The organism is Ensifer sp. WSM1721 (assembly GCF_000513895.2).
GTDB lineage: Bacteria > Pseudomonadota > Alphaproteobacteria > Rhizobiales > Rhizobiaceae > Sinorhizobium.
This window is the reverse complement of sequence record NZ_CP165785.1, coordinates 328,934-354,666: the sequence shown is the minus strand read 5'-3', so window position 1 is coordinate 354,666 and position 25,733 is coordinate 328,934. Positions and strand designations below refer to the sequence as shown.

At 60.8% G+C, this 25,733-nt stretch carries 27 protein-coding genes and 5 pseudogenes; 21 read left to right on the top strand and 11 right to left on the bottom strand.

Annotated elements, in window-relative coordinates; all coding sequences use genetic code 11:
- Positions 1 to 294: 294 nt before the first annotated feature.
- The 13 genes from M728_RS29930 (at position 295) to M728_RS29870 (ending at position 11,464) form a co-directional block, all read left to right on the top strand.
- On the top strand, positions 295 to 921 hold the full coding sequence (locus M728_RS29930) for an acyl-homoserine-lactone synthase (RefSeq protein WP_026622185.1): 627 nt from the start codon (positions 295 to 297) through the stop codon (positions 919 to 921).
- 10 nt (positions 922 to 931) lie between these two features.
- Complete coding sequence (gene trbB / locus M728_RS29925; RefSeq protein WP_026622186.1) at positions 932 to 1,909, top strand: P-type conjugative transfer ATPase TrbB; 978 nt, start codon at positions 932 to 934, stop codon at positions 1,907 to 1,909.
- Positions 1,899 to 2,282, top strand: a complete 384-nt coding sequence (locus M728_RS29920; RefSeq protein WP_026622187.1) for a TrbC/VirB2 family protein — start codon at positions 1,899 to 1,901, stop codon at positions 2,280 to 2,282. The genes trbB and M728_RS29920 overlap by 11 nt, the downstream gene beginning before the upstream one ends.
- On the top strand, positions 2,275 to 2,574 hold the full coding sequence (locus M728_RS29915; RefSeq protein WP_026622188.1) for a conjugal transfer protein TrbD: 300 nt from the start codon (positions 2,275 to 2,277) through the stop codon (positions 2,572 to 2,574). The genes M728_RS29920 and M728_RS29915 overlap by 8 nt, the downstream gene beginning before the upstream one ends.
- 12 nt (positions 2,575 to 2,586) lie before the next feature.
- Entirely contained in the window at positions 2,587 to 5,043 is a 2,457-nt protein-coding gene (locus M728_RS29910; RefSeq protein ID WP_026622189.1) for a conjugal transfer protein TrbE, read from the top strand.
- A complete protein-coding gene (gene trbJ, locus M728_RS29905; protein ID WP_026622190.1) occupies positions 5,015 to 5,818 on the top strand; it encodes a P-type conjugative transfer protein TrbJ in 804 nt (267 codons plus the stop codon). Before M728_RS29910 ends, trbJ begins: the two co-directional genes overlap by 29 nt.
- Positions 5,815 to 6,015: an entry exclusion protein TrbK gene (gene trbK / locus M728_RS29900; RefSeq protein ID WP_026622191.1), complete on the top strand. Its 201-nt coding sequence runs from the start codon at positions 5,815 to 5,817 to the stop codon at positions 6,013 to 6,015. The genes trbJ and trbK overlap by 4 nt, the downstream gene beginning before the upstream one ends.
- The gene (gene trbL, locus M728_RS29895; RefSeq protein WP_026622192.1) at positions 6,009 to 7,184 is read left to right on the top strand and encodes a P-type conjugative transfer protein TrbL; all 1,176 of its coding nucleotides are present in this window, start codon (positions 6,009 to 6,011) and stop codon (positions 7,182 to 7,184) included. Before trbK ends, trbL begins: the two co-directional genes overlap by 7 nt.
- A gap of 24 nt (positions 7,185 to 7,208) precedes the next feature.
- Positions 7,209 to 7,871: a conjugal transfer protein TrbF gene (locus M728_RS29890; RefSeq protein ID WP_026622193.1), complete on the top strand. Its 663-nt coding sequence runs from the start codon at positions 7,209 to 7,211 to the stop codon at positions 7,869 to 7,871.
- 17 nt (positions 7,872 to 7,888) lie between these two features.
- Positions 7,889 to 8,701: a P-type conjugative transfer protein TrbG gene (gene trbG / locus M728_RS29885; protein WP_026622194.1), complete on the top strand. Its 813-nt coding sequence runs from the start codon at positions 7,889 to 7,891 to the stop codon at positions 8,699 to 8,701.
- Positions 8,702 to 8,704: 3 nt separating this feature from the next.
- Entirely contained in the window at positions 8,705 to 9,142 is a 438-nt protein-coding gene (gene trbH / locus M728_RS29880; RefSeq protein ID WP_026622195.1) for a conjugal transfer protein TrbH, read from the top strand.
- A gap of 12 nt (positions 9,143 to 9,154) precedes the next feature.
- Positions 9,155 to 10,444 carry an IncP-type conjugal transfer protein TrbI gene (trbI, locus tag M728_RS29875; RefSeq protein ID WP_026622196.1) on the top strand — a complete coding sequence of 430 codons (1,290 nt, stop codon included), beginning with the start codon at positions 9,155 to 9,157 and terminating at the stop codon, positions 10,442 to 10,444.
- A 315-nt stretch (positions 10,445 to 10,759) separates the two neighbouring features.
- A complete protein-coding gene (locus M728_RS29870) occupies positions 10,760 to 11,464 on the top strand; it encodes an autoinducer binding domain-containing protein (RefSeq protein WP_026622197.1) in 705 nt (234 codons plus the stop codon).
- Between the two features lie 2 nt (positions 11,465 to 11,466).
- Here M728_RS29870 and M728_RS29865 read toward each other — a convergent pair whose 3' ends face one another.
- A complete protein-coding gene (locus M728_RS29865) occupies positions 11,467 to 11,784 on the bottom strand; it encodes a transcriptional repressor TraM (protein ID WP_026622198.1) in 318 nt (105 codons plus the stop codon).
- Between the two features lie 193 nt (positions 11,785 to 11,977).
- On the opposite strand from M728_RS29865, the gene M728_RS29860 reads away from it, so the two are divergent.
- The 3 genes and pseudogenes from M728_RS29860 to M728_RS29850 all read left to right on the top strand — a co-directional run bounded on the left by M728_RS29860 (position 11,978) and on the right by M728_RS29850 (position 13,365).
- Entirely contained in the window at positions 11,978 to 12,190 is a 213-nt protein-coding gene (locus M728_RS29860; RefSeq protein WP_026622199.1) for a helix-turn-helix domain-containing protein, read from the top strand.
- A gap of 171 nt (positions 12,191 to 12,361) precedes the next feature.
- Positions 12,362 to 12,993 (top strand): annotated as a pseudogene (locus M728_RS29855) (DUF433 domain-containing protein).
- Positions 12,990 to 13,365, top strand: a pseudogene (locus M728_RS29850) (DUF5615 family PIN-like protein). The pseudogenes M728_RS29855 and M728_RS29850 overlap by 4 nt, the downstream one beginning before the upstream one ends.
- A 3-nt stretch (positions 13,366 to 13,368) precedes the next feature.
- Here the strand turns inward: M728_RS29850 and M728_RS29845 are convergent.
- Genes M728_RS29845 through traA form a run of 4 tightly spaced genes read right to left on the bottom strand, consistent with a single transcriptional unit; the run spans position 13,369 to position 19,024 of the window.
- On the bottom strand, positions 13,369 to 13,980 hold the full coding sequence (locus tag M728_RS29845) for a TraH family protein (RefSeq protein WP_026622200.1): 612 nt from the start codon (positions 13,978 to 13,980) through the stop codon (positions 13,369 to 13,371).
- A gap of 16 nt (positions 13,981 to 13,996) precedes the next feature.
- Positions 13,997 to 15,160: a conjugal transfer protein TraB gene (locus M728_RS29840; RefSeq protein WP_026622201.1), complete on the bottom strand. Its 1,164-nt coding sequence runs from the start codon at positions 15,158 to 15,160 to the stop codon at positions 13,997 to 13,999.
- Positions 15,150 to 15,686, bottom strand: coding sequence for a conjugative transfer signal peptidase TraF (gene traF / locus M728_RS29835; RefSeq protein ID WP_051440978.1), 537 nt, complete (start codon positions 15,684 to 15,686; stop codon positions 15,150 to 15,152). The genes M728_RS29840 and traF overlap by 11 nt, the downstream gene beginning before the upstream one ends.
- Positions 15,687 to 15,712: 26 nt before the next feature.
- A complete protein-coding gene (gene traA, locus M728_RS29830; RefSeq protein ID WP_026622203.1) occupies positions 15,713 to 19,024 on the bottom strand; it encodes a Ti-type conjugative transfer relaxase TraA in 3,312 nt (1,103 codons plus the stop codon).
- A 253-nt stretch (positions 19,025 to 19,277) separates the two neighbouring features.
- Here traA and traC point away from each other — a divergent pair, with 253 nt between their 5' ends.
- The 5 genes and pseudogenes from traC to M728_RS29805 all read left to right on the top strand — a co-directional run bounded on the left by traC (position 19,278) and on the right by M728_RS29805 (position 22,734).
- Entirely contained in the window at positions 19,278 to 19,574 is a 297-nt protein-coding gene (traC, locus tag M728_RS29825; RefSeq protein WP_026622204.1) for a conjugal transfer protein TraC, read from the top strand.
- 4 nt (positions 19,575 to 19,578) lie between these two features.
- The gene (gene traD / locus M728_RS29820; protein WP_026622205.1) at positions 19,579 to 19,794 is read left to right on the top strand and encodes a type IV conjugative transfer system coupling protein TraD; all 216 of its coding nucleotides are present in this window, start codon (positions 19,579 to 19,581) and stop codon (positions 19,792 to 19,794) included.
- Entirely contained in the window at positions 19,781 to 21,736 is a 1,956-nt protein-coding gene (gene traG, locus M728_RS29815; protein ID WP_026622206.1) for a Ti-type conjugative transfer system protein TraG, read from the top strand. Before traD ends, traG begins: the two co-directional genes overlap by 14 nt.
- Positions 21,737 to 22,035: 299 nt before the next feature.
- Positions 22,036 to 22,275: pseudogene (locus tag M728_RS29810) on the top strand (hypothetical protein).
- Between the two features lie 201 nt (positions 22,276 to 22,476).
- Positions 22,477 to 22,734, top strand: a complete 258-nt coding sequence (locus M728_RS29805; RefSeq protein ID WP_026622208.1) for a WGR domain-containing protein — start codon at positions 22,477 to 22,479, stop codon at positions 22,732 to 22,734.
- A gap of 227 nt (positions 22,735 to 22,961) precedes the next feature.
- Here M728_RS29805 and M728_RS29800 read toward each other — a convergent pair whose 3' ends face one another.
- From M728_RS29800 to M728_RS29775, 6 genes and pseudogenes are all read right to left on the bottom strand, one after another.
- The gene (locus M728_RS29800) at positions 22,962 to 23,126 is read right to left on the bottom strand and encodes a hypothetical protein (RefSeq protein ID WP_198023417.1); all 165 of its coding nucleotides are present in this window, start codon (positions 23,124 to 23,126) and stop codon (positions 22,962 to 22,964) included.
- Positions 23,127 to 23,410: 284 nt separating this feature from the next.
- Positions 23,411 to 23,502 (bottom strand): annotated as a pseudogene (locus M728_RS29795) (DUF736 family protein); the annotation flags it as partial.
- A 164-nt stretch (positions 23,503 to 23,666) separates the two neighbouring features.
- Positions 23,667 to 24,083 (bottom strand): hypothetical protein, encoded by a 417-nt coding sequence (locus M728_RS29790; RefSeq protein WP_026622209.1) that lies wholly within the window; start codon positions 24,081 to 24,083, stop codon positions 23,667 to 23,669.
- A complete protein-coding gene (locus M728_RS29785) occupies positions 24,080 to 24,346 on the bottom strand; it encodes a type II toxin-antitoxin system prevent-host-death family antitoxin (RefSeq protein ID WP_026622210.1) in 267 nt (88 codons plus the stop codon). Before M728_RS29785 ends, M728_RS29790 begins: the two co-directional genes overlap by 4 nt.
- A gap of 125 nt (positions 24,347 to 24,471) precedes the next feature.
- Positions 24,472 to 24,783: a DUF736 domain-containing protein gene (locus M728_RS29780; protein WP_026622211.1), complete on the bottom strand. Its 312-nt coding sequence runs from the start codon at positions 24,781 to 24,783 to the stop codon at positions 24,472 to 24,474.
- A gap of 636 nt (positions 24,784 to 25,419) precedes the next feature.
- Positions 25,420 to 25,632 (bottom strand): annotated as a pseudogene (locus M728_RS29775) (zincin-like metallopeptidase domain-containing protein); the annotation flags it as partial.
- Positions 25,633 to 25,733: the final 101 nt, after the last annotated feature.

Below are 25,733 nucleotides of genomic sequence, written 5' to 3'. Positions count from 1 at the left end.
GATTCTCCAGACCCGTCCAGAAGTTTAGGGTTAACAAAGGCTTAACGGCCACCAAGAAGCCAGAGGGCAGTTCTTGGCTTTTTTCCGTTTGTACACTGGGGCTTAGCCGATTTCGCCGCTCCCCTTGATCCCTGATTGTTCTCCTGTGAATCCGACAAACGCTCTGCCCTGTCCCCCAGTTTTCCACTCCAATTTGCGCCAGCTCGTTTCAGCCGACCTTGTCGAATCCTACAACTGCCGCCCGATTCCGATTCGTGCTGATTTCCCCGCCGCCCAACAACGACGGAGAAATTCATGCAGGTTCTCGCGATCTCAAAGCCGCGAAATATCGAAGAAGCCCAACTTCTCCATAGCCACCACCAACTGCGCGCCCGCGTCTTTTCCGATCGTTTGGGCTGGGACGTCAGTGTCGCCGGAGGCTGTGAGTCGGATGCTTTCGACAATCTTCATCCGACCTACATCCTGGCCGTGTCGAGCAACGATCGAGTGGTTGGATGTGCGCGTCTGCTTCCCGCACTCGGCCCCACGATGGTGGCCAACGTTTTCCCTTCGCTCCTTCCTTCCGGCCGCCTAGAGGCTCACCCCGCAATGATAGAGAGCTCGCGCTTTTGCGTGGATACCTCTCTTGCTGAGGGCAGGGGAGACGGCGCCATTCATGAGGCGACGCTCACCATGTTCGCGGGGATTATCGAATGGTCGGTGGCGAACCGCTTCACCGAAATCGTCACGGTGACGGATCTTCGGTTCGAACGGATTCTCGCTCGCGCCTGTTGGCCGCTTCAGCGCATTGGCGAGCCAACAATGATCGGAGCGACCGTGGCCGTGGCGGGCACTCTGCCGGCAAACGCCGACACATTCATGAAGCTCCGCACCGCCAACTACCGCTCTCAAATCATCAGCCCTTTTGCCCAATCAGCGTAAGGAGAAATCAGTGGAACAGCTTCGCTCTCATCCTCGCCTCGTCCGCAAGCTTCAGGAGGCGCTTGGCGACCAGCTCTGCGTTGCTTTGGACGATAGCAACGTCGTCGAGATCATGCTGAATCCTGATGGCAAGCTATTCATAGAGCGGCTCGGGCACGGCGTCGCGCCCGCTGGCGAGATGTCGTCGGCTGCGGCGGAAATGGTGATTGGAACAGTTGCTCACGCGCTCCAATCCGAGGTGGACACCGACCAACCCATCATTTCCGGAGAACTGCCGATCGGTGGTCACCGCTTTGAAGGCCTGCTGCCCCCGGTTGTCGCCAAACCCGCGTTCACGATCCGTCGGCGGGCATCCCGTCTGATCCCGCTCGATGACTATGTTCGCTCTGCCGTCATGTCCGAGGCCCAGGCTGCGACGATCCGCAGCGCAATTGCCTCGCGTCTGAACATCATCATTTCCGGTGGGACCGGCTCCGGCAAGACGACGCTCGCGAATGCCGTAATCGACGAAATCGTGAAGAGCGCACCAGAAGATCGGCTCGTCATCCTTGAAGACACCGCCGAAATCCAATGCGCGGCCGAGAACGCGGTTCTCCTGCACACGACCGACGCAATCGATATGGCCCGCCTTCTAAAGAGCACGATGCGCTTGCGCCCCGACCGCATCGTTGTCGGCGAGGTCCGTGACGGCGCGGCGCTGACGCTTCTAAAGGCCTGGAACACAGGTCACCCTGGCGGCGTGGCAACAATCCACTCGAACACGGCGACCTCCGCGCTCCGCCGACTGGAGCAACTGACGGCCGAAGCAAGCCAACAGCCGATGCACGAGGTGATCGGGGAGGCTGTCGACCTCATCGTTTCCATCGAGCGTACGCCGCGAGGCCGGCGTGTTTGCGACATCGTCCAGGTCGAGCGCTTCGCCAACGGCCAATACGAGATCGAATCCGACCAACTCACCGAAGAACAGGAGGCGCGGCATGTCGCGTAAGTATGAGTTTGTCTCCATCGCGCTTCTTGCCGCGCCAGTCATTTTGGCGTCGGTGGCACCGGCACTGGCCAGTTCAGGCGGTAGTCTGCCCTGGGAAGGACCGCTCGAGCAGATCCAGGAGTCCATCACAGGCCCGGTCGCGGGCTACATCGCACTTGCAGCAGTAGCAATCGCGGGCGGCATGCTGATCTTCGGTGGGGAGCTGAACGATTTCGCGCGGCGGCTGATGTATGTCGTGCTTGTTGCCGGCATCCTCCTCGGCGCCACGACCATTGTCGGCCTGTTCGGTGCGACCGGCGCTTCGATTGGCGTGACCGATGATTGGGTCACTTCGATACGCTCGAGTGCAGGAGGGGAGGGGGCTCATGGCTGAGGCGCTATCCGGACTTCACCGCAATCGCATTCACCGTGCGCTCTCCCGGCCGAACCTCCTGATGGGCGCGGACAGGGAACTGGTTTTGATCACCGGGCTTGCCGCCGTCATCCTGATTTTCGTGGTCCTGACGGTCTATTCCGCGCTCTTCGGGATCGCCGTCTGGTTCGTGATCGTCGGGCTGCTCCGGATGATGGCGAAGTCGGACCCGCTCATGCGGCAGGTCTATGTCCGCCATATCTCGTACAAGCCCTACTACAAGGCGACCACCTCGCCTTGGCGACGGTATTGAGGGGGACCTGGCATGGTCGCTCTCAAACGCTTCCGGGCCACTGGCCCGTCCTTCGCGGATCTCGTTCCCTATGCTGGTCTGGTCGATAATGGCGTGCTTCTGTTGAAGGATGGAAGCTTGATGGCCGGCTGGTATTTTGCTGGTCCGGACTCAGAAAGCGCTACCGACCTCGAGCGCAACGAACTGTCGCGCCAGATCAACGCAATCCTGTCGCGCCTCGGAAGCGGCTGGATGATCCAGGTTGAGGCCATCCGTATTCCAACGTTCGATTATCCTTCGGAAGCTCGTTGCCATTTCCCTGATGCTGTCACGCGCGCGATCGACGCGGAGCGGCGGGCGCATTTCGCGCGCGAGCGGGGCCATTTCGAGAGCAAGCACGCGCTGATCCTGACTTATCGGCCGCTGGAGTCCAAAAGGACGGCTCTCAGCAAATACATCTATTCGGACGAGGAGAGCCGCAAGAAGACCTATGCCGACACGGTGCTCTTGATCTTCCGGAACGCCATCCGCGAGATCGAGCAATATTTCGCCAACACGCTTTCGATCCGGCGCATGGAAACACGCGAGGTCGTCGAAAGGGGAGGGGAGCGTGTCACCCGCTATGACGAACTGCTTCAGTTCGTCCGCTTCTGCATCACCGGCGAAAACCACCCGATCCGCCTGCCGGATGCTCCCATGTATCTCGACTGGATCGCGACCGCTGAACTCGAGCATGGGCTGACCCCGAAAGTCGAAAACCGTTTTCTCGGTGTCGTGGCAATCGACGGGCTCCCCGCCGAGAGCTGGCCAGGGATACTCAACAGCCTCGATCTGATGCCTTTGACCTATCGCTGGTCGTCGCGCTTCATTTTCCTCGACGCGGAAGAGGCGCGTCAAAAGCTGGAGCGGACGCGCAAGAAGTGGCAGCAGAAGGTCCGACCGTTCTTCGACCAATTGTTCCAGACGCAAAGCCGCTCGGTCGATCAGGACGCGATGACAATGGTTGCCGAAACCGAGGACGCCATCTCGCAGGCCTCGTCGCAGCTGGTCGCCTACGGCTATTACACGCCCGTGATCGTGCTCTTCGACAGCGATCGCGAAGTATTGCAGGAAAGGGCCGAAGCAATCCGCCGATTGATCCAGGCCGAAGGCTTTGGGGCGCGGATCGAAACGCTCAACGCCACCGACGCCTATCTCGGAAGCCTGCCGGGCAATTGGTATTGCAATATCCGCGAACCGCTGATCAACACCAGCAACCTCGCGGACCTGATCCCGCTCAATTCGGTCTGGTCGGGAAACCCGATCGCACCTTGCCCATTCTATCCTGCCAATTCTCCGCCGCTGATGCAGGTCGCGAGCGGCTCGACGCCGTTTCGGCTCAACCTCCATGTCGATGACGTGGGCCACACGTTGATCTTCGGTCCGACCGGCTCGGGCAAGTCAACGCTCCTGGCGCTGATCGCGGCGCAGTTCCGGCGCTATGACCAAGCCCAGATCTTCGCCTTCGACAAAGGAAGCTCGCTGTTGCCGCTGACGCTCGCCGCGGGTGGCGATCACTACGAGATCGGCGGCGATGTACAGGAGACGGGACCCGCTCTCGCGTTCTGCCCGCTGTCGGATCTCGAGAGTGACGCCGATCGGGCCTGGGCGACCGAATGGATCGAGATGCTGGTCGCGCTGCAGGGCGTCGCCATCACCCCCGATCATCGCAATGCCATATCGCGGCAGGTCGGTCTGATGGCCAAGGCGCCCGGCCGGTCGCTCTCGGATTTCGTAAGCGGCGTGCAGATGCGCGAGATCAAGGATGCCCTGCATCATTACACAGTCGACGGCCCGATGGGGCAGCTTCTCGATGCTGAACAGGATGGGCTCTCGCTTGGCGCTTTCCAGACCTTCGAGATCGAAGAGTTGATGAACATGGGCGAGCGGAATCTGGTACCCGTTCTCACCTATCTGTTCCGACGCATCGAGAAGCGACTTGACGGCTCACCAAGCCTGATCGTCCTCGAGGAGGCCTGGTTGATGCTCCGTCATCCGGTTTTCCGCAACAAAATCAGAGAATGGCTGAAGGTTTTGCGCAAGGCGAACTGCGCGGTCGTTCTCGCGACGCAGTCTATTTCGGACGCCGAGCGCTCGGGCATCATCGATGTCCTGAAGGAATCCTGCCCGACGAAGATCTGCCTTCCGAACGGCGCGGCGCGCGAGCCCGGCACGCGCGAGTTCTATGAACGGATTGGGTTCAATGCGCGCCAGATCGAGATCGTTTCGAACGCGATCCCCAAGCGTGAGTATTACGTCGTCACCCCTGAGGGCCGGCGGCTGTTCGATATGGCGCTGGCCCCTGTGGCGCTCAGCTTCGTCGGCGCCTCGGGCAAGGAAGACTTGAAGCGCATCCGCATACTGAATTCCGAACACGGCCGCGATTGGCCGATCCACTGGCTTCAAATGAGAGGGGTTCACGATGCCGCATCGCTGCTTGACTTCGATTAGACTGCTCGCCAGCGTGGTGGCGGTCGCATTCGCGATTGGCGCCACAAAGCCTGCGGTGGCGGGCACTGCAACTGGCGCCGCGACTGAGTGGACGCAGGTCCTCAACAATGGGGAGCTCGTATCGCTGGTTGGCCAATCCGGCGAGCAAATCCAGAACCAACTCACCCAGATCAGCCAGTTGGCGCAACAGATCGAAACGCAGCTCAACATCTACCAAAACCTGCTGCAGAACACCGCAACCCTCCCGTCTCACATGTGGGGGCAGGTCGAAAGCGACCTCAACCAGCTCCGCAGCATCATCGACCACGGCCAGAGCATTTCGTTTTCGATGGGCAATGCTGATGACGTGCTGCAGCAACGCTTCGAGAGCTATTCGAGCCTCAGGACCAACCTGCCGGACGCCGAAAGTTTCTCATCGAGGTACCAGGCGTGGTCCGACACGAACCGGGACACGATCGCCAGCACACTCAAAGCTGTGAGCTTAACTGCCGACCAATTCGACAGCGAGGAAAGCACGATGTCCTCGTTGCGGTCGATGTCCGAGACGGCCGACGGGCAGATGAAGGCTCTCCAGGTGGGTCATCAGATCGCCGCACAACAGGTGGCACAGATGCAAAAGCTCCGCGGTCTCGTCTCTCAGCAGATGACCATGATGGGCACCTGGCTGCAGACAGAGCAGACCGACAAGGATCTGGCGCAAGCACGCCGGGAGAAGTTCTTTAACGCTGAGGTCAAAACCATTCCGGAAGGCCAGAAGATGGAGCCCCGCTGGTGAGCCGCGCCATCGTCATCGTCCTTCTTGTCCTTGCTGCTGCTGTCTCGTCTGCCGCGACGGTGCTGATCATTAACACCAAGGCCTCCAACCAACCTGCGCTCACCGAGGAGCAACGCGCGGTGCGCGAGAAACTCTTTGGCTCCGGCAAGGAGCTTCCGCCGATCAAGGACGGCCAGGAGATGCGCCCGAGATGGTAAAGAGCAGCCTTATACGTTCTTTCCTCATCGCAGGACTAGTATGCATCGCCTTCACGGCGCCCGCTTTCGCGCGGGAAGGACAGGTCCTGACCGAGCTGGAGAACCAGGTTTCGACGGCTGCGAAAGGATGGGAAACCACCATCATGGACGCGGCTAAATCGCTGTTCTGGATCCTGGCCACCATCGAGATTGGAATAGCCGCGGTCTGGCTCGCAATCCAGGCCGCTTCTCTCGACAGCTGGTTTGCCGAACTTGTCCGACGGATCATGTTCATCGGGTTCTTCGCTTTTGTCCTCACACAGGGTCCAACCTTCGCGCGAGCGGTGGTCGACAGGTTGTTCCAGATCGGCGCTGGCGGCGGTTCAGCTTCTCCCGCCGAAATCTTTGACGCCGGCATTCGAGTCGCCTCGCAAATGTCACAGCAAGCGCAGTTCGGTGTATTCGAAGACAATGCACTGGCGATCGCCGCCGTACTGGCGATGGGCGTCGTCGTCATCTGCTTTTCCCTAGTCGCCGCGATTTTCGTGTCGGTTATGGTCGAGATGTATGTCGGCCTGCTCGCCGGCATGATCATGCTGGGCCTCGGGGGATCCTCATATACGAAGGATTTCGCGATCCGCTATCTCGTCTACGCTTTCGGCGTCGGCATGAAGCTGATGGCGCTGGTGATGATCGCCAAGATCGGATCGCAGGTCCTCCTGGGTTTGGCGAATGCTCCGACCGCGACCTCCGACCAGTTCGTCACGACGCTCGCGATCGCCGGCATCTCCGTCGTGGTCTTCATCATCGCCATGTACGTGCCGAGCATCATCCAGGGTGTTGTCCAGGGCGCCTCGGTTTCCGGAGGAATGGAAACGATCCGTCACGGTGGCCATGCGGCATCGTTCGCCGCAGGCGCTGGATTCCTTGCCGCGGGTGCCGCACGAGCGGGTGTTACGGCCGGTCAGTCCGCACGAGCAGCCGGTTCATCACTCGCTGGTGCGGCCCTTCGAGGCTTCGGTGCAGGGATCGGATCCGCCGGCAGTGCTGCGGGATCGGCGGCCAAAGAGAAGGCGATCGGTTCACCCGGCGCCTATGCTGGATCAATCCTCGGGCTCGCCAATGCCAAGCTCGACGAGGCCCGCAGTGGTTATAACGGCCCAAAGCCACCGCCCGAACACAAAGCCTAGCAACAACCAGAAAGTAATGGATCGATGGCAGCGAACGGCGCCCCCGAAAACCCCTATCTTGCCGCACGCCAGGAATGGACGGAACGATACGGATCCTATGTGCAGGCGGCCGCGGCGTGGCGCATGGTCGGCGTGCTGGGTCTCACCATGGCGGTGATCGGCTTTGGATATGCAATGTATCTCAGCACGCAAGTGAGGCTCGTGCCGTACATCGTGGAGGTCGACAAACTCGGCACGTCGGTCACGGCCGGTTTCCCCGAACAGATCGAGTATGCGGACGTCCGCGTAGTGCGTGCCACCCTCGGCAATTTCGTAATCAGCTTCCGTTCGATCACGCCGGACGCCGTGGTGCAGAAACAATATATCGACCGAACTTACGCGCTCCTTCGGACCTCCGATCCTTCGACGGAGAAGATCAACGCGTGGTTCCGGGGCAATTCGCCGTTCGAAAAGGCGAAGACATCCACGATCGCCATCGAGGTCAACAACATCGTGGCGCTTTCGAACCAGACCTATCAGATCGACTGGACCGAATACGAGCGCGATCGCAAAGGCAAGGAAACCGGCACGCGCCGGTTCCGCGGGATTGCCACGGTCGCACTAACCGCGCCGCAAGACGAGGCGACGATCCGCCTCAATCCGATTGGTCTTTATGTCCGGGATTTTGACTGGACGGCACAGCTTTAAGGGCAGGGGATTTGCCAATGCACAAGACAGGATTGATCGCAGCCGCCGGCTGCATGGCCGGGCTCGTCCTTGCGAGCGGCGCTTTCGCCCAGAGCATGACATCGAATGAGGTGAAGGGAACGAACATTTCCAGGAAGTGGCGCGGCACGCCGGGCCTCGTGACCACCGGGCCGGATGGGAAAGTTGTGTTCCTGTTCGGCGAAACCCAACCTTCCGTGGTCTGCTCGCCGCTGCAGGTTTGCGATATCGAGCTGCAGGGCGGCGAGATCGTCCGGGACGTTCTGGTTGGTGACACTGTGCGCTGGAAGGTCGAACCGGCGACCTCTGGCGCCGCTGGCGGACAAGCGATCCATTTGATCGTCAAGCCATCCGAGCCCGGTCTCGTCACCTCGATGGTGGTCACGACGTCACGTCGCACCTACCACATCCAGCTCAAGTCCCATCCGAGCCAGTACATGGCCCGCATCGGCTTCGAATATCCCGAAGACACCTCGACCAAGCTCGCGGACATCAATGCCCGGCTCGAGACTGGCGGCATTCCCGGCACGGCGCCGAATAAGTTGAACTTCTCTTATGCAGTCAGCGGCAGCGCCTCGTGGAGACCGAAGCGGGTCTATTCTGACGGCGTGAAGACCTACATCCAGTTCCCCAGGTCGATCTCGGGACAGGACGCACCCGTCCTCTTCGTTGTTTCTGGCGGCCAGAACCGCATCGTCAACTATCGCATGAAGAACGATATGATGATCGTCGACTATGCGGTCGATAAGGCGATCCTCGTTTCCGGTGTCGGCTGGCGCCAACAGAAGATCACCATCCGGCGGGGAGGCTGATCGATGCGCAAGCTGCTCCCCTTGGTCATCGGCGCCGCGCTCCTTTCCGGTTGCCAGACTGCCGACGATGCTCTCACTACGAACTCCACCCCCGCCGCCGTCAGCGGACCGGCCGCAGGTGCCATCGCCGGCGATATGGCAAGTCGGCTTGCCGAACAAATCGGCCCGGTCGCCACGACAGCAATCACGATGGACAAGGACACCTCGGAATATGCCGCTGCCCTCGAGGCGGCCCTGAAGGGATGGGGGTATACCGTCGTCACCGATGGAAAGGTCGCCAAGGACCAGAAGCCGGTCGAACTTGCGTGGTCGCTCGACAGCTTTGACGGCCAGGTTCTTGCCCGCCTGACGACGCCATCGATCGCGCTCGGCCGTGCCTATACGCCTACGGCAGCTGGAGCCACACCGGCGAGCCCGCTTTCAATCATGCAGCGCAACTGACGGGAGAAACACATGGTCCAGTCGCTTCAGCTCGGCACATCCAGCAATGCCGAGGAGCAGCCGGGGATGCGCCGTCTCAACCGGCTGCCGATCATTATCGCTATCGTCGTGATTGTGCTGTTCTTCGGAGTCGTTGTGATCGGACTTTCGTGGCGTGGGCTGACATTCAACCGCGGCAGTGATCTCGAGAGCGCATCGAATTCGCCTGCGACGAACTTTGGGGACCAGCTGAAAAGAGGGATCTCGGACGGTATCATCGGCGAACCTGAAAGGCAGGACGTCTTCCAGCCAACACCCGTCATCGTCCAGAAGGAGGACAAACAGCAACCCGCTGTCGAGCCCCAACGACGAGAGCGCCGACCGCGGCTCGAGTCTGAGGAAGATTGGAGAGCCCGGCTGAAGCGGGAGCAGGACGAGCAGTATATCCGTGAAACGCAGCGCCAGCGGATGGCACGTCTTCAGGCGCGCGCCACAGCTCTCGACTCTCCTTTGAAGGTCGACATCTCCGATGCCGAGAAGACTGCGGCAAATCCTACCGACACTCGGCAGAATTTGACGGCGACAGCAAACGATGCCTCGGACCTCTACGCGGCCGCCATGAAATCCGGGCTCGTGGGGCAGAACGTTGATCAAAACGGCCAGACGTCGAAGGAGGATTTCTTCAATCAGGATATCAAGGACCTCGGCTATCTGCCGAACAAGGTCGTGCCGCAGATGTCGCCCTACGAGTTGAAGCGCGGCTCGGTCATTCCGGCCACATTGATCACCGGCCTCAACTCCGACTTGCCTGGCAGGATTACCGCGCAGGTTAGCCAGAATGTCTATGACAGCGCAACCGGCTACCGGCTCCTAATCCCGCAAGGCGCGAGGCTGTTCGGGCGCTATGATTCAAAGATCTCATTCGGTCAGGAACGTGTTCTCGTCGTCTGGACCGACCTCATATTCCCCAATGGCTCGACGCTGCAGATCGGCGGCATGGCAGGGACCGACGCCGAAGGTTATGGGGGCTTCAAGGACAAGGTCGATCGGCATCTCTGGCGGACATTCGGTTCGGCAGCGCTGATCGCGCTGATTGGAACCGGGATCGACATGTCGATGCCCGAGAGCTCGACGCTGGCGACACAGGATACCGCCTCGGACGCCGCACGCCGAAACTTCGCTGAATCATTCGGCCGAGTGGCTGAGCAGACCATTTCGAAGAACCTGAACGTCCAGCCCACAATCCGCATTCGACCCGGCTACAAGTTCAATGTCCTCGTCGACCAGGACATCATCTTTCCGTCCGCCTATCGTGGGAATTAGCGGCGCAGGGGGCCAGAGACCTGATCCCGTGTCCGCCGCTGGTTGACGCGCAGTGTGGCGGTACAATCACTGCAGCGCACAACCTTCATCAGTTTGTCATATTTCTAGGCTGACGCAGCTTGAAAGATGCATTTCCCCAGGTAGTGCTAAGGTACACGGCCAGAGGGAATGCTTCGCATGTTGGATGCACCGTAGGTTGCCGTCAAAAGTGATTGTGTGCGTAAATCACAGCCATGACCCGATTGCCCAAATAGCGTGACCGATCGTTTCGCCAAAGGACGAACTCGCCGGGTCAAGAAGATAGGAGAGATGTCCATGAACGGAAACCTTCGCTCGCTCATCGATATGCTGGAAGCCGCGCAAGATGGGCACATGATCAGGAGCGCTCTTAGAAGCTTCGCACATTCCTGCGGGTATGACTGGTTCGCCTACCTGCAAAAAGACGGCACCCAGGTCAGGACGTTCAATTCCTATCCCGGACCATGGGAAAGCATCTACCTCGGCAGCGACTATTTCCACATCGATCCCGTGCTGGCGGAAGCAAAGCGCCGGCGGGACGTTTTTTTCTGGACCGCCGACGCCTGGCCTGCCCGGGGTTCATCTCCTCTGCGACGGTTTCGTGACGAGGCAATCGGGCACGGGATTCGCTGCGGCGTCACCATTCCCGTGGAGGGAAGCTACGGATCGGCGATGATGCTGACCTTCGCGTCGCCGGAAAGGAAAGTGGATATTTCGGGCGTGCTGGATCCCAAAAAGGCAGTTCAACTGCTGCTGACGGTCCATTACCGATTGAAAATCATTGCGGCTAAAACCGTGGTCAATCCCAAGCAGATGCTGTCGCCTCGCGAGATGCTTTGCCTGGTGTGGGCGTCGAGGGGAAAGACTGCATCCGTAACCGCCAACCTCACCGGAATCAATGCCAGGACCGTGCAGCACTATCTCGACAAAGCCCGTGCAAAGCTTGACGCGGAATCAGTGCCGCAACTCGTCGCCATTGCCAAGGATCGTGGTCTGGTCTGAGCTTAGTTGGCGCCCTCGAAAGGCACGTCGGGCACGAAGCCGAGTGCGTCCAGAATGTCCGAGAGCTCCTCCTGTTGGGCCTCCGACCTTTTTTGGCGTGCGCGATATTCATCCTGGAGCGTTTGGAGGACTGAACCGGAGATCGACGGATCGTCGCTTGCGCGCAACCACTCCTCGTAAACGACCTCATCTGCCTCGAGGAGCCGGCGGTGTTCCAGAATGGCGGAAACCGCCAGTGCTTCTAGCTCCAACTTTTCCATTGAATGGTACAGATGTTTCCCCTCGTTTCCTTCAACGCCCGAGGAACCTGCATCTGTCATTTGTTTCTCCACTACGCCCAACTTAGACCGGCCTCAATCCGAGTGCACGGTTTGAACCACGACTGCACGGCCTGGGTGTCAGGTAAAATTCGCGAACGTGTTTTCAACCTGCCGGCCCTGAGTATCACATGGCGCGCTGAATCGGAACTATCGTTCCTGGAACGATCATTCCTATTCAGGTTCCGCTCACGTCATGGATCTCAAGGAGGTCATGGCGATAAATTTGCGTCGGATCCGTCATGGCAAGCAACTGACGCAAGAGGAGCTGGCGGACCGATCGGGCCTGAGCGCGCGCTATATCGGAGCGATCGAGCGTGCCGATGTCTCGGCCAGCGTCACCGTCCTCGGTCAGATCGCGGAGGCGCTGGGTGTCGAGCCGGCCGCGCTTGTGACGAAGTCAGGCTGAACGGCGCGTCTTGGCGCCAGATCAGGCAGGATTTAGAGGGCTTGGCAAGACGGTACATGTGCCTTCGCATTCTTCAGCGAAGATCTTCTCCAGAAGCACGACCACGAACGTACACGAGCGGTCGATACGGTGACGGTCATTTGCTATATGTTCTCCATAGGGAGAATGATTATGGTCAGCGCCCTACGTGAATATACGCCCGCCGAGGCTGCGGCTGTCAGCGAGATTGCTGTGAAGGCGGTTCACAATGCCATCGGCAAGGGCATCGTCTCGACCCGATTGTCGCGCCGTTCCGGCCGAGCGCTCACAGATGATGATTTGCTTCGTTGAAGCTCTGGTATGGCGTCGGCTCGATCCTGTCGGCGGAGCGTCGCAAACGCCTGTTCGACACGATCGACGAGAATTCCAGTGCGGATACTGTGAGAGCGGACGACTATCTGATCGTCGATGTCGCGAAAGCGAGAGAGCACCTGGCCGCCCGGGGTGAGGCACTGAGGGAAGCGGACAAGATCATTCACAGCGTGAAAGGCTTGGTTGGGGGCGAGCCGGTCTTCAAAGGCACGCGCGTTCCAGTGCGAACGATCGCTGCGATGAAACGGCAAGGCGCTAGCACCGGGGAGATCCTTGAGGGCTATCCCGCACTCACGGCGCGCATGGTGGAGCTCGCCGAAATCTGGACGGCAGCTCACCCGGCCCGAGGACGGCCGAAAAAGCTGTCGGAACAAGGACTGACGGTGAAGTCGGTGAAGCGCCTGGCTATCTCCAAGGCTGGTGGCCGGAAGGCCTCGGGCACGGCTTCGTGAAGTTCCTCATCGACGAATGCCTGCACACGTCGCTCGTGGCCGTGACTCAAAACCATGGCCACGACTGTTTTCATGTCAATTGGCTTGGCCTGAGCGGTGAGACGGACTGGGATCTGATGCCGCGCATCGTTCGCGGACGACTTCACCTTCGTAACGAACAACGCGCGCGACTTCAGAAAACTCTACGCAAAAGAGGAGCTGCACGCCGACCTTGTCATCATCGTTCCCCAGGTTCTACCCACGCTGCAGCGGTAACTGTTCTCGGCTGTTCTGCAAGAACTCGCCATGTCCCAAGGCATTGTGAATGAAGTGGTCGAGATTGCCATTGAAGACAGTGAAGCCGTCCTGACACGCTATGCACTGCCGGAATAAGGATCAATTCCCGCCGATGCGGGACAGGTCGATCCGTATCTTGGCGCGCTCGACGTCTTGCGCCGCCTCCGGCTGCTCCTCTCCTGGTCTCGCTCCGGCCTCCTCTTCCTCGGCAGGGACCTCCTCTCTGCCTTGCTGCGGCACTTCAACCGATATTCCCGGATCCTCCGCCTGAAACACACTCACGCCCTCGAACTCCCCGGTCTTCCATGCGTAGACGGCATCTTCGAAGATCTGCGGGAAAACGTCCTTGCTCGTCGGATTGCCATACCATTTCGCTACGATCCTCAGTACCTTGGCGAACATCGCCGTACCTTTGCGGAGGTTCTGGCAGGCATCGACAAGGTTAGGCTTCAGATCCGCCGGTTCCTTGGCGCCAATGCCGGCGGGAAACTGTGTCAGGCCGACGCGGACGACCGCATGACCAGCGTATTGCCGTACGATCGCCATCGCCTCTTCGGCCGAAGTCGTTTTCGGCACGAGGATCAATCGGCCACCCGATTTGACGGTGACGGTGAGGGGATCGGCCGAACCCGCAGCCATCACGAACTGCTCGACGATAGCGGGCTTGAGAGAAGGGTCGGCGCATTCTTTTATCAGGGCGGCGTCGAGCATGGTGTCTCCTTGGCGCTCAGGTGTTGACGGCAGTAACAAGCGGTTTGTCAAAGAGCTTCGCCCATCCGCTCGTGGCGGCTCGTTGGATGGAAACGATCGATGTCCCCTCGGTCCACCAACCATTTCCGACGGCGACGACAAAATCCGGATCGTGAAGCATGGACTGAAGGATCGGCCAAACGATCAGTTGTTCGTAACAGATCAGCGGCGCCGCCCGGCCGGCGCCGATCGAGACGACCGGGTTTGCGAAGAAGTCCGCCCGCGCGCCTCCGCTTTGGCCGAGCCACAACCCCCACGGCTGCCACATCGAACCGGGCACCGGCATGCGTTCATGATAGAGGATGCCGCCACCCTTCCTGTCGATCGCAACGAGGACATTGTCATAGCCGTCGGCATCGACCACCGCGGCGCCGGCAATGACTGTGGAATTGCCCCCGCTGAAGGCGCTGGTCCAGAGACGCCCGATGGTTGGTGTCCAGAAGCCGAGCGCACTTTCCGGCAGCACCACAAAGCGAACGCCATCGCCGGCAGCTTTCCGCACCGTTGCGATCAGGTCACGCTGACGCTGAAGACCGACCTCCCGACCAAGCGAAGCGCCCAGTTCCAGATCGACGCCACGCCAGCCTTCCGGTAGTTTCGGGTCGGTCCAGGTTGTGGCGGACCAGAGCCAAAGGCCTGTCAGGGCTATGGCGACAGCTGGCCAAAAGCGGGTTACGAGGCCCGCAAGGCCGGCTGTCATAGCCCCAAGTCCCCACCATCCCCAGCCCGGAAAGAGAACACCCGCGGCCGTGACCGGATGGGCCCAGCCGGTGATGCCGAACGGCGGGATGGCCATGATGACGGCCGCGAGAAAATAGCGAAACGGAAGAAACCCGGCGGCCTTTGTCCAGAGGACCCTATGGACGGTGACAAAGCTCAAGGACGCACACAGCCAGAGCAACAAGCCGGGCCAGAGATCCGATGAATAGAAAGCCGCGACACCCTGCGGCAATCCGCGGGATGCCGCCAGAAAATACCCGGATGACACAAGCATTACCTCCGGCCTGCTTCGCGCTTTCGACCACAGGATTGGGAACGCCAATGCGATGGGCAGGAGCAGGACATGACCACTCCAAGCCACCGCACCGACGATGGTCGAGGCGACGATCATGAGCATCGATTGAAGACGCCTAACGCGCATAGGTGAGCACCTCCTGCGCCCGCCCGAGAATGCCCGAAACGGGCAGGGGACCGAAGTATCGGGAGTCGTAGGAGCCCGGAAACGAGGAATGCAGGAAGACATGTCCTGGCGGAACAGTTCCACTCGGAAACGGCGCCAACGGCCGACCTTTTCCATCACGCGGTGCGAGACCGGATGAGGAAACCTCTCGCCCGTCCACCCTCACGCTGGCGCCGATTTCAACATATTGTCCTGCGCGGGCGATCACCGTCTTGATGAGAGGCGCAACACCCGCCGGGCAAAGACCGAAGCGGAGATAACCACGTGCTTTCGCCTCCCGCATTTCCGCTGTTTCCGGTGGGCAGATGAATATCAAGTCGTTGACCGCGGCGGGTCGAACGAGCGGAACGATGCGCCATAGACCGAGCGGCTCACTCGGTGTCAGATTGATGCGATAACCGCCGAAGTGGGCAGCCGTCATGACCAGGACGGCGGCCGCCGTCGCAACGACCAGAACCACTCCCGATCGTCTTTGTTGCTCGGTCATTCCTTGGCGTGTTCGGGCCCTTGTCGTCATTTCAGGGAGAGCCCCTGGCTCTTCATCTGACGCTGCGTCTCGGCTAGCTTCAGTGCCTCTGTCGTGCGTTCATGCGCGGCAAGCTGTTGGACTGTTCGCATAGAGTTCCACGCGCTCCGGACCTCAGCCTTCTGGCCGGCTGTCATGCCTGCCGTCACGGTGTCGAAAGTCTTGCCATCAGTGTCTTTCGCGGCGAGCGGCAGGAAGGTCAGGTCTCCGAAGCGCTCGGCAACGGCCCTGGCGAAACCTTCGAGTTCGGCCTTCACCATTTTGTCGGCCAACGCGTATTCGAGGCCGGCCGGGAGGTCGTTCCGATCGATCGCGTCACGCATGCGTTCTAGGGTTTGCTTCGCCGCAGGCGACAGCGCCGGAATGTCGACAGAGACCTTGAGTCGGGCCGCCCGCTCCTCCGTCTCATGTCTGATTTCGGCCTCGGACCGCTCACGAAGGTAGCGGTCAAGATTTCGGGCGAGCGCCGGCACATTGGCGATGGCCTTTTCCCGATCCTGTTTATCGGCGCGCCTGGCGAGAAGACCGGTCTTGCCCTTGAGCGCGCCGAAGCTCTCGGGCTCGCCGGCAATCCGTGCAAGGGTGGACTGAGCGACCGACCGGTCCTTGAGCATGGCGTCGACATTGATCGCCTTGAAGGCCGCTTCCGGCTGCGGGTAGACGAGATGGAAGCGGGTCGAGACGCCCTCCCATTGCTTCTTCAGGCCGGGATCGGCTGCGAGCTTGTCCTCCACGGCCTGCTCGAGCGATTTCGGGAAGGTGGTGATGCCTGACACCATGGGCTTGGCCTCCGTGGTCGTGTTCGGGATGGATTGCTTGTTGCTGCCGCGAAACAGTCCGAGCGTCGCTCCGATTGCGACCAGACGCGCGCCGAGATCGACGAGCTTCCGCTTCTGCCGAACCGTCCATTCGAGCCGATCGCGAACTAGGGTGCGGGCGACCCTGACGAGATCGAGGCCACGAGCCTCAGCAAACCGGAGTGCCTGGAGGTAGAAGGGACCGCCCGCATAATCGAGGGTCGTCTCCTTTGCATTTTTCCGCGACACGATCGCGATCAGCCCGCCCGCTTTGGCGAAGGACCGTCGACCGTAGTAGACGCCGAGGTCCTCCCGATGACGGGTCATGGCGACATAGGTCAGATGCCGGTCCAGCGAGAGCGACGCGAGCACCTTGACCCGGTCGACAGTTGCGCCCTGGCTCTTGTGGATCGTAGTGGCATAACCGAGGTCGAGGTCGTTATAGAAACGCTGTTCGACCGTCACCCGACGGCGATGTTCGCCTTCGCCGATCTCCGCAACGATGCGGCCAGGGGCAGCCTCGACCACCTTCGCCAGCATGCCATTCTTTACGCCGAGCGAGGCCTCATTCCTCAGGAAGACGATCTGGTCGCCGGCTGCAAAGTTGCGATCGCCATCGGCCGTTTTGAACGTGGCACCATCGTCGAGGATCCCGCGTTCGAGAAGCTTGATCCGCGCCATCTGGTTCAGCATGCGAACGTCACGGCGAAGGTGGGCGAGGATCAGCGAGGTCTTTGCAGGATCATAGTCGCGGTCCCAAGCGGCAATGAGATTGTCGACCGCATCCGCTTTCAGATCCGAGCCAATCACCTTGCCATTGGCTCGGTAGGCATCGACCGCCTCGCCGACCTTGCCGCGCGCCAGATCGAGCGAGGCATCGCGCATCCATTGCTCGCGCTGGCGATAGATCGTTTCGAGTTCGGCGTATCCGATACGTTCGGCGATCGCGCTGAACGCGGCACCCGCCTCGATCGGCTGGAGTTGCTCCGGATCGCCCACCAGAACGAGCTTGGCGCCGGCCTTGGTCGCCACTTCGACGAGCAAGGCCATCTGCCGCGACGACACCATGCCCGCCTCGTCGAGCACGAATATCGTCTTGGCGTCGAGCTGGTTGCGCCCCTCGTTCCAGCGGAGCTCCCAGGACGATAGAGTACGCGAGACGATGCCGGCTTCTTTCTCCAGACCTTCGGCCGCCTTGCCGGCGAGGGCTGCGCCGACAACACGATAACCGGCCGCTTCCCAGGCTTCGCGCGCCGCCTTCATCATCGTCGTCTTGCCCGCCCCGGCGCGGCCGATCACCGCGGCGATCCGTTCGGCTCCCGCGACGTGCTCGATCGCCGCTTTCTGCTCATCCGACAGTCGGTCATGACGTGCGAAGGTGGCCGAGAGCACGGCGTCGCGGACTCCATGCGAGGATCGCTGCGACAGCCAGATGGCACGATTAGCCATCTCCGCTTCGAGCCGGATCATTTCGCGCGTAGTGTATTTTGCCGGCGTCCGTCGGCCCGTCGAAAAGTCGATCCGCTCTCGCTCGATCCGGAGCGTCCGTGGGCTCTGCAGGATGCCGAGCATCAAGCGTTCGAAGAGGCCGGCATCGTCGATATAGCGATGCAGGATCTTTGCGACGTCCCGCTCATCGAAGACGCTCCTTTCTCGCATGATGAGGTCGAGCACGATCTCCGGGAATCGTTCGATACGCCGGGCATTTTCCGATCGGCGTTGCTCCTGATGCGCCAACCGCTCGAGCGAAACGGTCTCCGTGGCGCCGGCGGATTTTCGCTCGATCGCCTTCGTGCCGACGCCCAGGTGGATGGTCGGCTCGAGATTGATCCCTTGCTTTTCGAATGAGCGGCCATCGATCCGAATATCGAGACCGGCGAGCGCCAGGTGCCGGTTCTGGCAGGCAAACCAACCATCGCGGAAACTGTTAAAATCGTCGAGGCTTCCGGCCCAGAGCTCGTAGACGATCTTGCCGGCGTCGTTGCGCACGGGCTTGCCGTCCGGACCGAGCACCGCGACCTTTTTCGAACCGAACCCGTCCTCGGTCAGCGGCCGCAAGGTCGTCATGAGATGGACGTGCGGATTACCCGGGGCGTCATGATAGACCCAGTCGGCCACCATGCCCTTCGGGGTTATGTGCCGTTCGACGAAATCCCGCATCAGCGCGATGTTCTGCTCCGCCGTCAGTTCCAGCGGCAGGGCGAGGGTGACGTCCTTGGCGAGCTGCGCATCCGCACGCTTCTCGAAATCCTCGACCTTGTTCCAGAAGGCCTCCGACGCCCCCGAAACCGAGCGATCGGCGATCATCGTGCGCAGCCATTCCGGAGCATCGGCGGGGATGACGAATTCTTCATGGAGGAGCCCCTGCTTGCGGGTGTAGTCGATCGTCCGCGCCTCGCGCTTGAACTCCATTCTGGCGCAGTGCCGGTAGGCCGCCGACAGCACTGCGCTGCGGCCGGAGCCGCGGGCGACGACGCTGACGGAGAAATGGGGGACGGCCACGGCAGAATTCTTTCCCCGTTGCAAACGAAATCAATGAGTTCGTCGGAAGAGGCGGCCCTGCCAGGCTCTCTCAGCAACACGTCGCGCCAGCGACGTATAATTGCGCCCTTGGAAGCCGCTTCTTCGAAACGGCCGGGATCATTCACCAAAGCATCGCCGTTGGCGATTGTAGGATTCACAGTAGTGCGTTCCGCACTCCGGTCTGAAAATCTTGGCTAGAGACCAAGCTTTCCAGACAACGGAGACGAACGGAATGAAAAGACCATCCTCGAAAATCCGCGATGAGATCGCCAAACTCCAGGAACAGCTCAAGCTTGCCGAGACCAGGGAAGCCGAGCGCATCGGCCGGATCGCGCTCAAGGCAGGCCTTGGCGAAATCGAGATCGAGGAAGGGGAGCTTCAGGCAGCGTTTGGGGACTTTGCAAACCGATTTCGCGCAGGGAAGGACGCTACGACCGGAGGGAAAAAAGGTGCCGGCGACAGCAGCGGACCGGCGTCGACCGCGGCGGACACATCTGGCGCGGCTGCGGGCGGGACTGGCGAGGCTTGAGCGGATGGCGAGGACGATGACATCCGACGCGCGCAAGAAGGATACGCGCGAAAAGATCGAGCTCGGCGGTCTGATCGTCAAGGCGGGCTTGCGCTACCAGAAGCGGGCACTGCTGCTCGGCGCGCTCATTGATCTCGCCCGCCGCATCGAGGGCGACGAGAACGAGCGTTCGCGACTCACGGCAATCGGCTTGGAGGCCTTCGCCAATGACGATCAATAGGATTGCGCTCGTTGTCGGGCCTGCGGCTTTGATGATCCTGGCCGTCATCGGAATGACCGGGATCGAGCAATGGCTTTCCGGTTTCGGAAAGACAGAAGCCGCGCAACTGGCATGGGGGCGGGCGGGCATCGCCTTGCCCTATGTGGTGAGTAGCGCGATCGGCGTCATCTTTCTGTTCGCGACCGCCGGCTCGATCAGCATCAAGCCGGCAGGTTGGGGCGTGGTTGCGGGGAGCAGCGTAACGATCCTGATCGCAGCCATCCGCGAAACGATGCGCTTTTCCACCTTCGGAATGACGCTCCAGGCCGGCAAGACGCTCTTTGCCTATCTCGATCCGGCAACGTCGATCGGGGCGAGTGCTGCGCTCCTGTGTGCCTGCTTCGCACTCCGCGTTGCGTGGATCGGCAACGCGGCATTCGCCAGGGCCGAACCGAAACGCATTCAGGGCAAGCGGGCGCTCCATGGCGAAGCGGATTGGTTGAAGCTTGGAGAAGCGGCAAAGCTGTTTCCAGACGCCGGCGGCATCGTCATCGGCGAGCTCTATCGGGTCGACAAGGACAGCGTAGGTCACCAAGCGTTTCGCGCCGACAGCGCGGAAACGTGGGGCGCCGGCGGCAAATCGCCCTTGCTGTGCTTCGATGGTTCGTTCGGCTCGTCGCACGGGATCGTCTTTGCCGGTTCCGGCGGGTTCAAGACGACGTCCGTGACGATCCCGACGGCGCTCAAGTGGGGCGGCGCGCTGATCGTGCTGGATCCGTCGAACGAAGTCGCACCGATGGTCTCAACGCATCGCGGCGGTGCGGGAAGGGACGTGTTCGTACTCGATCCGAGAAAACCGGAAACCGGCTTCAATGTGCTGGACTGGGTCGGTCGTTTCGGGGGAACGAAGGAAGAGGATATCGCCTCGGTCGCATCATGGATCATGAGCGACAGCGGCGGTGCGCGCGGTGTCCGCGACGATTTCTTTCGCGCATCGGCGCTGCAGTTGCTGACGGCACTCATCGCCGATGTCTGCCTGTCCGGTCACACGGATGAGAAGGACCAGACGATGCGCAAGGTGCGCAAGAATCTGTCGGAGCCCGAGCCGACCTTGCGCAGGCGGCTGCAGGACATCTTCGACAATTCGGGGTCGGATTTCGTGAAGGAAAACGTCGCTGCCTTCGTCAACATGACGCCGGAAACCTTCTCCGGCGTCTATGCCAATGCGGTGAAGGAAACGCACTGGCTTTCCTACCCGAACTATGCCGCACTCGTGTCTGGCAAGAAATTCTCGACCAGCGACATTGCGGTCGGAAACACGGACGTCTTCATCAATATCGATCTCAAGACATTGGAGACACATGCGGGTCTTGCGCGCGTCATAATCGGCTCGCTTCTCAATGCGATCTACAACCGTGACGGTCAGATCAAGGGGCGCGCGTTGTTTCTCCTCGATGAGGTCGCCCGCCTCGGCTACATGCGGATTCTGGAGACCGCACGCGACGCCGGCCGCAAGTACGGGATCTCACTGACAATGATCTACCAGTCGATCGGCCAGATGCGCGAAACCTACGGCGGCCGCGATGCGGCCAGCAAATGGTTCGAGAGCGCCAGCTGGATCTCGTTTGCCGCGATCAACGATCCGGACACGGCGGACTACATCTCGAAGCGCTGCGGCATGACTACGGTCGAGATCGACCAGTTGAGCCGAAATTCCCAATCGAAGGGATCGTCGCGGACGCGATCGAAGCAGCTCGCGGCCAGGCCACTGATCCAGCCGCACGAGGTTCTGCGTATGCGCGCCGATGAGCAGATCGTGTTTACGGCCGGGAATGCGCCGCTTCGGTGCGGCCGAGCGATCTGGTTCCGGCGTGAAGACATGAAGGCTTGTGTCGGCACGAACGGGTTTCACAAGATCCAGCCAGCGCGCAGTGGAGCGAGCAAGGCTGATGCAGGGAAATGAAGAGTATCGGAGAAATCAGCAAAGCGCCGCCCAACGGGCGGGATTTCGGGAATTCTCGCCGTGCGAGGGCCGGAAACAGGGCAGCTGCAGGAGCCTCAACATAGTGGCCCGAAGGGGAGGCGGAACCGACTGCGCCCCGCACTCGCACACCGCTTTGCCGGCCGTGCCGCGAGGTTGTCGGTAAACCCGGACGAAACCATGCCCTCGTAAGATCTGGCGAAAAGGATGGAGACGAAATTGGCGCAAAACAACGTGACGCCATTCCGGAGCCCCCGGAAGGCCGGCGGCGACGGCCGGCCGTGGGGCTCGCGATCGTTGGCGTCGCTGACCGTCACATCAACTGCGTCGTCGATGGCGATACGTTCTGGCTCGAAGGCGAGAAAATCCGCCTGCCGATGTCGACACACCTGAGTTGGGCCCGCCGCGATGCGAGGCAGAACGGCTAAAAGGGGAGGCGGCGAAGGCACGCCTGCAGCACACTCATCCATGAAGGCCTTGCAAGGCGCTGGGACGGTGAGAGACATGGATGGTGTGATTGAGGTTCGCGAGAGGATCGTCGCCCAACTGGATGGAGACCGCGTGCGGGCTGCGAGAGCGCAGCGAATAGAGCCGTGCGCCGAAGGCGTCTCGCCCAAGCCCTTCACGACCTCCCGCAGATCATCACAGAAATGAATCGATCCCTTCCCATCGATTCATAAGTGTCGTTGGACGCAACCATCGGGATCAGCGATTCTGATCTCATGATCTCTCAGCCCTACCATCTCTATATCGAACGCTCCGATGCCTCGAGGAACATGGCCCGCTACTATGCCATGTCGATCGAACGGAACCTGTTCGGGGATGTCTGTCTGCTTCGGAAGTGGGGCCGCATTGGAACAAGGGGACAGATGATGGTGCATCATTTCGGGCGGGAAGAAGAAGCGGTTCGGCTGTTTCTCGATCTGCTGCGACAGAAACGAAAACGCGGTTATCGGCCGCGTGCGTCCATGCCGATATGAAAAAGGCCCGCCGAAGCGGGCCTCGAAAACACCTCATCGGCGCCGGTTCCAGTCGGTCTCGAAGGAGACCTCGATCTCGACGAAAAACAGAAGCTTGATGGCCATTTTCAGGCCGAGCTCTCCTTGCGTAAGAAGTGGCAGATCACCTTGCCGAGGGCGGCGAGGAATTGAACGACTGTTGCATGATGGATCTCCTTTCGAACTGCGGGCATCGCGATAAGCGTCCGTCAGAACGGAGGCTCGGCGCTTACGCGGCCGTCTTGCTCGGCCCAGATCACCTCGCGTTCGGCCTGGGCGAGTATAAGTTCGACCTCGATCTGGCGACGCTCGCCAGCGTCGACGGCGCTCCGCAGCTCGGCGCGCAGTTCTTCGATGTCCTGTTCTATGGTCATCGTCGTCATCTCCTGATGTTTGAGAAAGATGACGACCGCGGACGTGAGGAGAGGCGGGGTCAAGGAGCGCGGCACGCGCCCGCACCGCGGCGGGTGGGGGAGCCGAAATGCGCGAGCATTTTGGGGGAACCGCTCGTCCTTGAGGCTGCCCTTTCATTACGGCAAAATGGCTCGATCTGAGCAGACCCCTACCTCTCGTTTGGCAGCCAAAAATGCCGGAAACCGGCTCGATGCCTGTTCTCGGCTTCTAAGATAGGGGGCTGTCCCGCGGGGCCGGTGGCTCCTCAGTCCCGGTTGGGGCGGGACCAAATCAGCTGGAAGCCATCTTCATTTCGACCTCGGCAAGCGTCGCGTAAATCGGAGCCGGGAAGCTCGGTCAACGAGCTTCGGGCCGGGCCACCATCATGCCGGCGCTCCACCGTCAACCGGCCTCGAGTGCCACGGCCACATCGGAAAATTTTGGAAGGGCGGCACCACCATTCCTTCACGTGGTTCCTCCCCGCCTGACCCGGCAGTCCGGAGGGGAAAACCTTGCGGGCACTATTTGGACCGGCTGATCTCGGTAACCGATTTGCGGCGCGCGATAAACTCACGAAGAAGGGGAAGGAAGAAGGCCTTGCTGAATCGGCCGAGCGGTGGTTCGGGCTCAAGGTAAAAGGAGCGGCCGACGATGTCGCTGTTGAATTCATCGAGGATGATCCAGAGCCGCAGATCTGCATTAAGGCCGGCCCGCCGTTTCTCGATGACGGGGATTTCCGCGGCGAAGCGAGCCTTCTCCGGCTGCTTCGTGGTGATCGGGAAAAACACCACCAAATCTCCATCGGGTCGTGTGAGCCTTACGCCAACCGTGACCGGCCGATCCTTGCGGCCCTCAGTCTCACCCTTGCCGGCTTCTCTCGCCCAGAGATAGGGATAGCGGATCACCGTCGCGGTCTGGATGGCGTCATAGCCGCTCATCGGCTAACCTCGTCGCTCTCGGCGTAGGTATCGACCGCCGCCTCGAATTCGTCGAGCAATTCGCGCGGCATGGTTTCGAGCGTGCCCACCGACCGCGCATCGGATTGCCGCATCAACCGCTCATAGTCATCGATGTTGAGAAGCACGAGGCGCGGCTTGTTGCGCTGTGTGATCGTCACGGGATGCCGCAGGGCCTCCGCGATAATATCGCCGGATTTTCGGGAAAGGTCGCTCGTTGAATATGAACCACTGGGACGGGTCATGTTTACCTCCGTTGTATCTGCGGTGGGTCGACTATACCAGCAAAAATACAGCATTTACAGCACTGCTGTAAATGCTGTGTATTGGGTCCGGTTGGCCCCGCTGGTTGGCGGGGCCTGGCCGGATCTCAATCCCGGTTGGGGCGAGACCAGATCAGCTGGTAGCCGTCCTCGCCTTCGACCTCGGCGAGCGTTGCGTAGATCGGTGCCGGGAAGCTCGGGTCGTCGAGCTTGACAGAGAGGTAGTCGCGGTCCGTTTGCTCGGAGCGCTTCTGCCAGGCGGCACCCAGCTCGACGTTGCCCGCGTAGATGCGGAAGTGCGGGCCCTTGTCGGAGGGGTTCTCGATGCGGGCGATGCGGGCCTTGACGTTGAGGGCGAGGGTGCGGATCGAACCGGAGAAGCCGGTTTCGGTAGCGGTGAAGGTGCCGATGGTTGCCATTGTCATGTTCCTTTCGTTTGTTTCGGGCCGCTCCCTTCGCGGCCTCGATGGCTGTCGCAAGGATCGGCGACGATCGGACCGCACCTGAAAGGACGAAACGAAGTGGAGGGCGGCCTGAAGGAACCTTGTTGTTCGGCGAGGAATGGCGGCTTCGCCGCCAGGGGAAGAAAGTTCTAAAAGGGCCGTTGCGGGAAGACGATCGAGGCGAAGCCGCTCTCCGATCAGACATGCCTCATCGAGCCCGCGGAGGACGTGGCCTCATCAGCGATGGAGGGAACAAGGCGATGGCCGCCCCGTCACCAGCCTGCCGGGCCGGAACCCAGCACCGGGTGAACTCGTTGCCCAGTCTCTACGTCGGAGCGGCGACATCGACGTGAGCGGCTGCCGGACGGGGAGTTGCGGCCGCCTTCCAACCGGATATCGTGAGCTCGCGATTCGTCGTCTGGAGGATTTATGCGTCAGCAGACAAAGTCGCTTTTCGTCGAAATCAAGCAATCCCGAAAGCCCAAGGCCAACGATCGGAAAACATCGATCTGGGGAAAGCTGGACCTCACATCCGATCAGGACATGCAACCGGACAGAAACCCGATCGTGGTGTCGGCCGCAGCGGGTGGCTACGACCGACCTTTGTGTTGGCTACGCAACGGCCCTCTCGTCGGCCTGAATTGGCTGAAGACCGTGCAAGAAGCTCACAGCCCGCTGGGCGTGCGCCGCAGCCTGAAAGATGGCCCGCCTATCGTTGGATAGGACGGTGAGCCAGGAGGCGACGTAAGACGCATGGTCGGCCCTCGGCTCTAGCTCCGGGGCGATGCCGAGGTCCGCACATAAAAAGCAGCTTCCCAGTTCGGCGCGTTATCTGAACAGTCAAGCTGTCTCAGGCGGATTTTGCTGCGGTATTTGCCTGAAAATCCGCGCACTCCGATCGGTGAGGTGCGAGCGCTTAGCGGCTG

Bases quoted from the DNA above. Each gene is read 5' to 3' on its own strand.
- trbG (WP_026622194.1), top strand. From the start codon at position 7,889: ATGCACAAGACAGGATTGATCGCAGCCGCCGGCTGCATGGCCGGGCTC.
- M728_RS29800 (WP_198023417.1), bottom strand. From the start codon at position 23,126: ATGACCATAGAACAGGACATCGAAGAACTGCGCGCCGAGCTGCGGAGC.
- trbI (WP_026622196.1), top strand. From the start codon at position 9,155: ATGGTCCAGTCGCTTCAGCTCGGCACATCCAGCAATGCCGAGGAGCAG.
- M728_RS29915 (WP_026622188.1), top strand. From the start codon at position 2,275: ATGGCTGAGGCGCTATCCGGACTTCACCGCAATCGCATTCACCGTGCG.
- M728_RS29930 (WP_026622185.1), top strand. From the start codon at position 295: ATGCAGGTTCTCGCGATCTCAAAGCCGCGAAATATCGAAGAAGCCCAA.
- M728_RS29865 (WP_026622198.1), bottom strand. From the start codon at position 11,784: ATGACAGATGCAGGTTCCTCGGGCGTTGAAGGAAACGAGGGGAAACAT.
- M728_RS29910 (WP_026622189.1), top strand. From the start codon at position 2,587: ATGGTCGCTCTCAAACGCTTCCGGGCCACTGGCCCGTCCTTCGCGGAT.
- M728_RS29860 (WP_026622199.1), top strand. From the start codon at position 11,978: ATGGATCTCAAGGAGGTCATGGCGATAAATTTGCGTCGGATCCGTCAT.
- traD (WP_026622205.1), top strand. From the start codon at position 19,579: ATGGCGAGGACGATGACATCCGACGCGCGCAAGAAGGATACGCGCGAA.
- M728_RS29890 (WP_026622193.1), top strand. From the start codon at position 7,209: ATGGCAGCGAACGGCGCCCCCGAAAACCCCTATCTTGCCGCACGCCAG.
- trbH (WP_026622195.1), top strand. From the start codon at position 8,705: ATGCGCAAGCTGCTCCCCTTGGTCATCGGCGCCGCGCTCCTTTCCGGT.
- traF (WP_051440978.1), bottom strand. From the start codon at position 15,686: ATGACCGAGCAACAAAGACGATCGGGAGTGGTTCTGGTCGTTGCGACG.
- M728_RS29790 (WP_026622209.1), bottom strand. From the start codon at position 24,083: ATGAGCGGCTATGACGCCATCCAGACCGCGACGGTGATCCGCTATCCC.
- trbL (WP_026622192.1), top strand. From the start codon at position 6,009: ATGGTAAAGAGCAGCCTTATACGTTCTTTCCTCATCGCAGGACTAGTA.
- trbJ (WP_026622190.1), top strand. From the start codon at position 5,015: ATGCCGCATCGCTGCTTGACTTCGATTAGACTGCTCGCCAGCGTGGTG.
- traG (WP_026622206.1), top strand. From the start codon at position 19,781: ATGACGATCAATAGGATTGCGCTCGTTGTCGGGCCTGCGGCTTTGATG.
- traC (WP_026622204.1), top strand. From the start codon at position 19,278: ATGAAAAGACCATCCTCGAAAATCCGCGATGAGATCGCCAAACTCCAG.
- M728_RS29840 (WP_026622201.1), bottom strand. From the start codon at position 15,160: ATGCGCGTTAGGCGTCTTCAATCGATGCTCATGATCGTCGCCTCGACC.
- M728_RS29785 (WP_026622210.1), bottom strand. From the start codon at position 24,346: ATGACCCGTCCCAGTGGTTCATATTCAACGAGCGACCTTTCCCGAAAA.
- M728_RS29805 (WP_026622208.1), top strand. From the start codon at position 22,477: ATGATCTCTCAGCCCTACCATCTCTATATCGAACGCTCCGATGCCTCG.
- M728_RS29780 (WP_026622211.1), bottom strand. From the start codon at position 24,783: ATGGCAACCATCGGCACCTTCACCGCTACCGAAACCGGCTTCTCCGGT.
- M728_RS29870 (WP_026622197.1), top strand. From the start codon at position 10,760: ATGAACGGAAACCTTCGCTCGCTCATCGATATGCTGGAAGCCGCGCAA.
- M728_RS29920 (WP_026622187.1), top strand. From the start codon at position 1,899: ATGTCGCGTAAGTATGAGTTTGTCTCCATCGCGCTTCTTGCCGCGCCA.
- M728_RS29845 (WP_026622200.1), bottom strand. From the start codon at position 13,980: ATGCTCGACGCCGCCCTGATAAAAGAATGCGCCGACCCTTCTCTCAAG.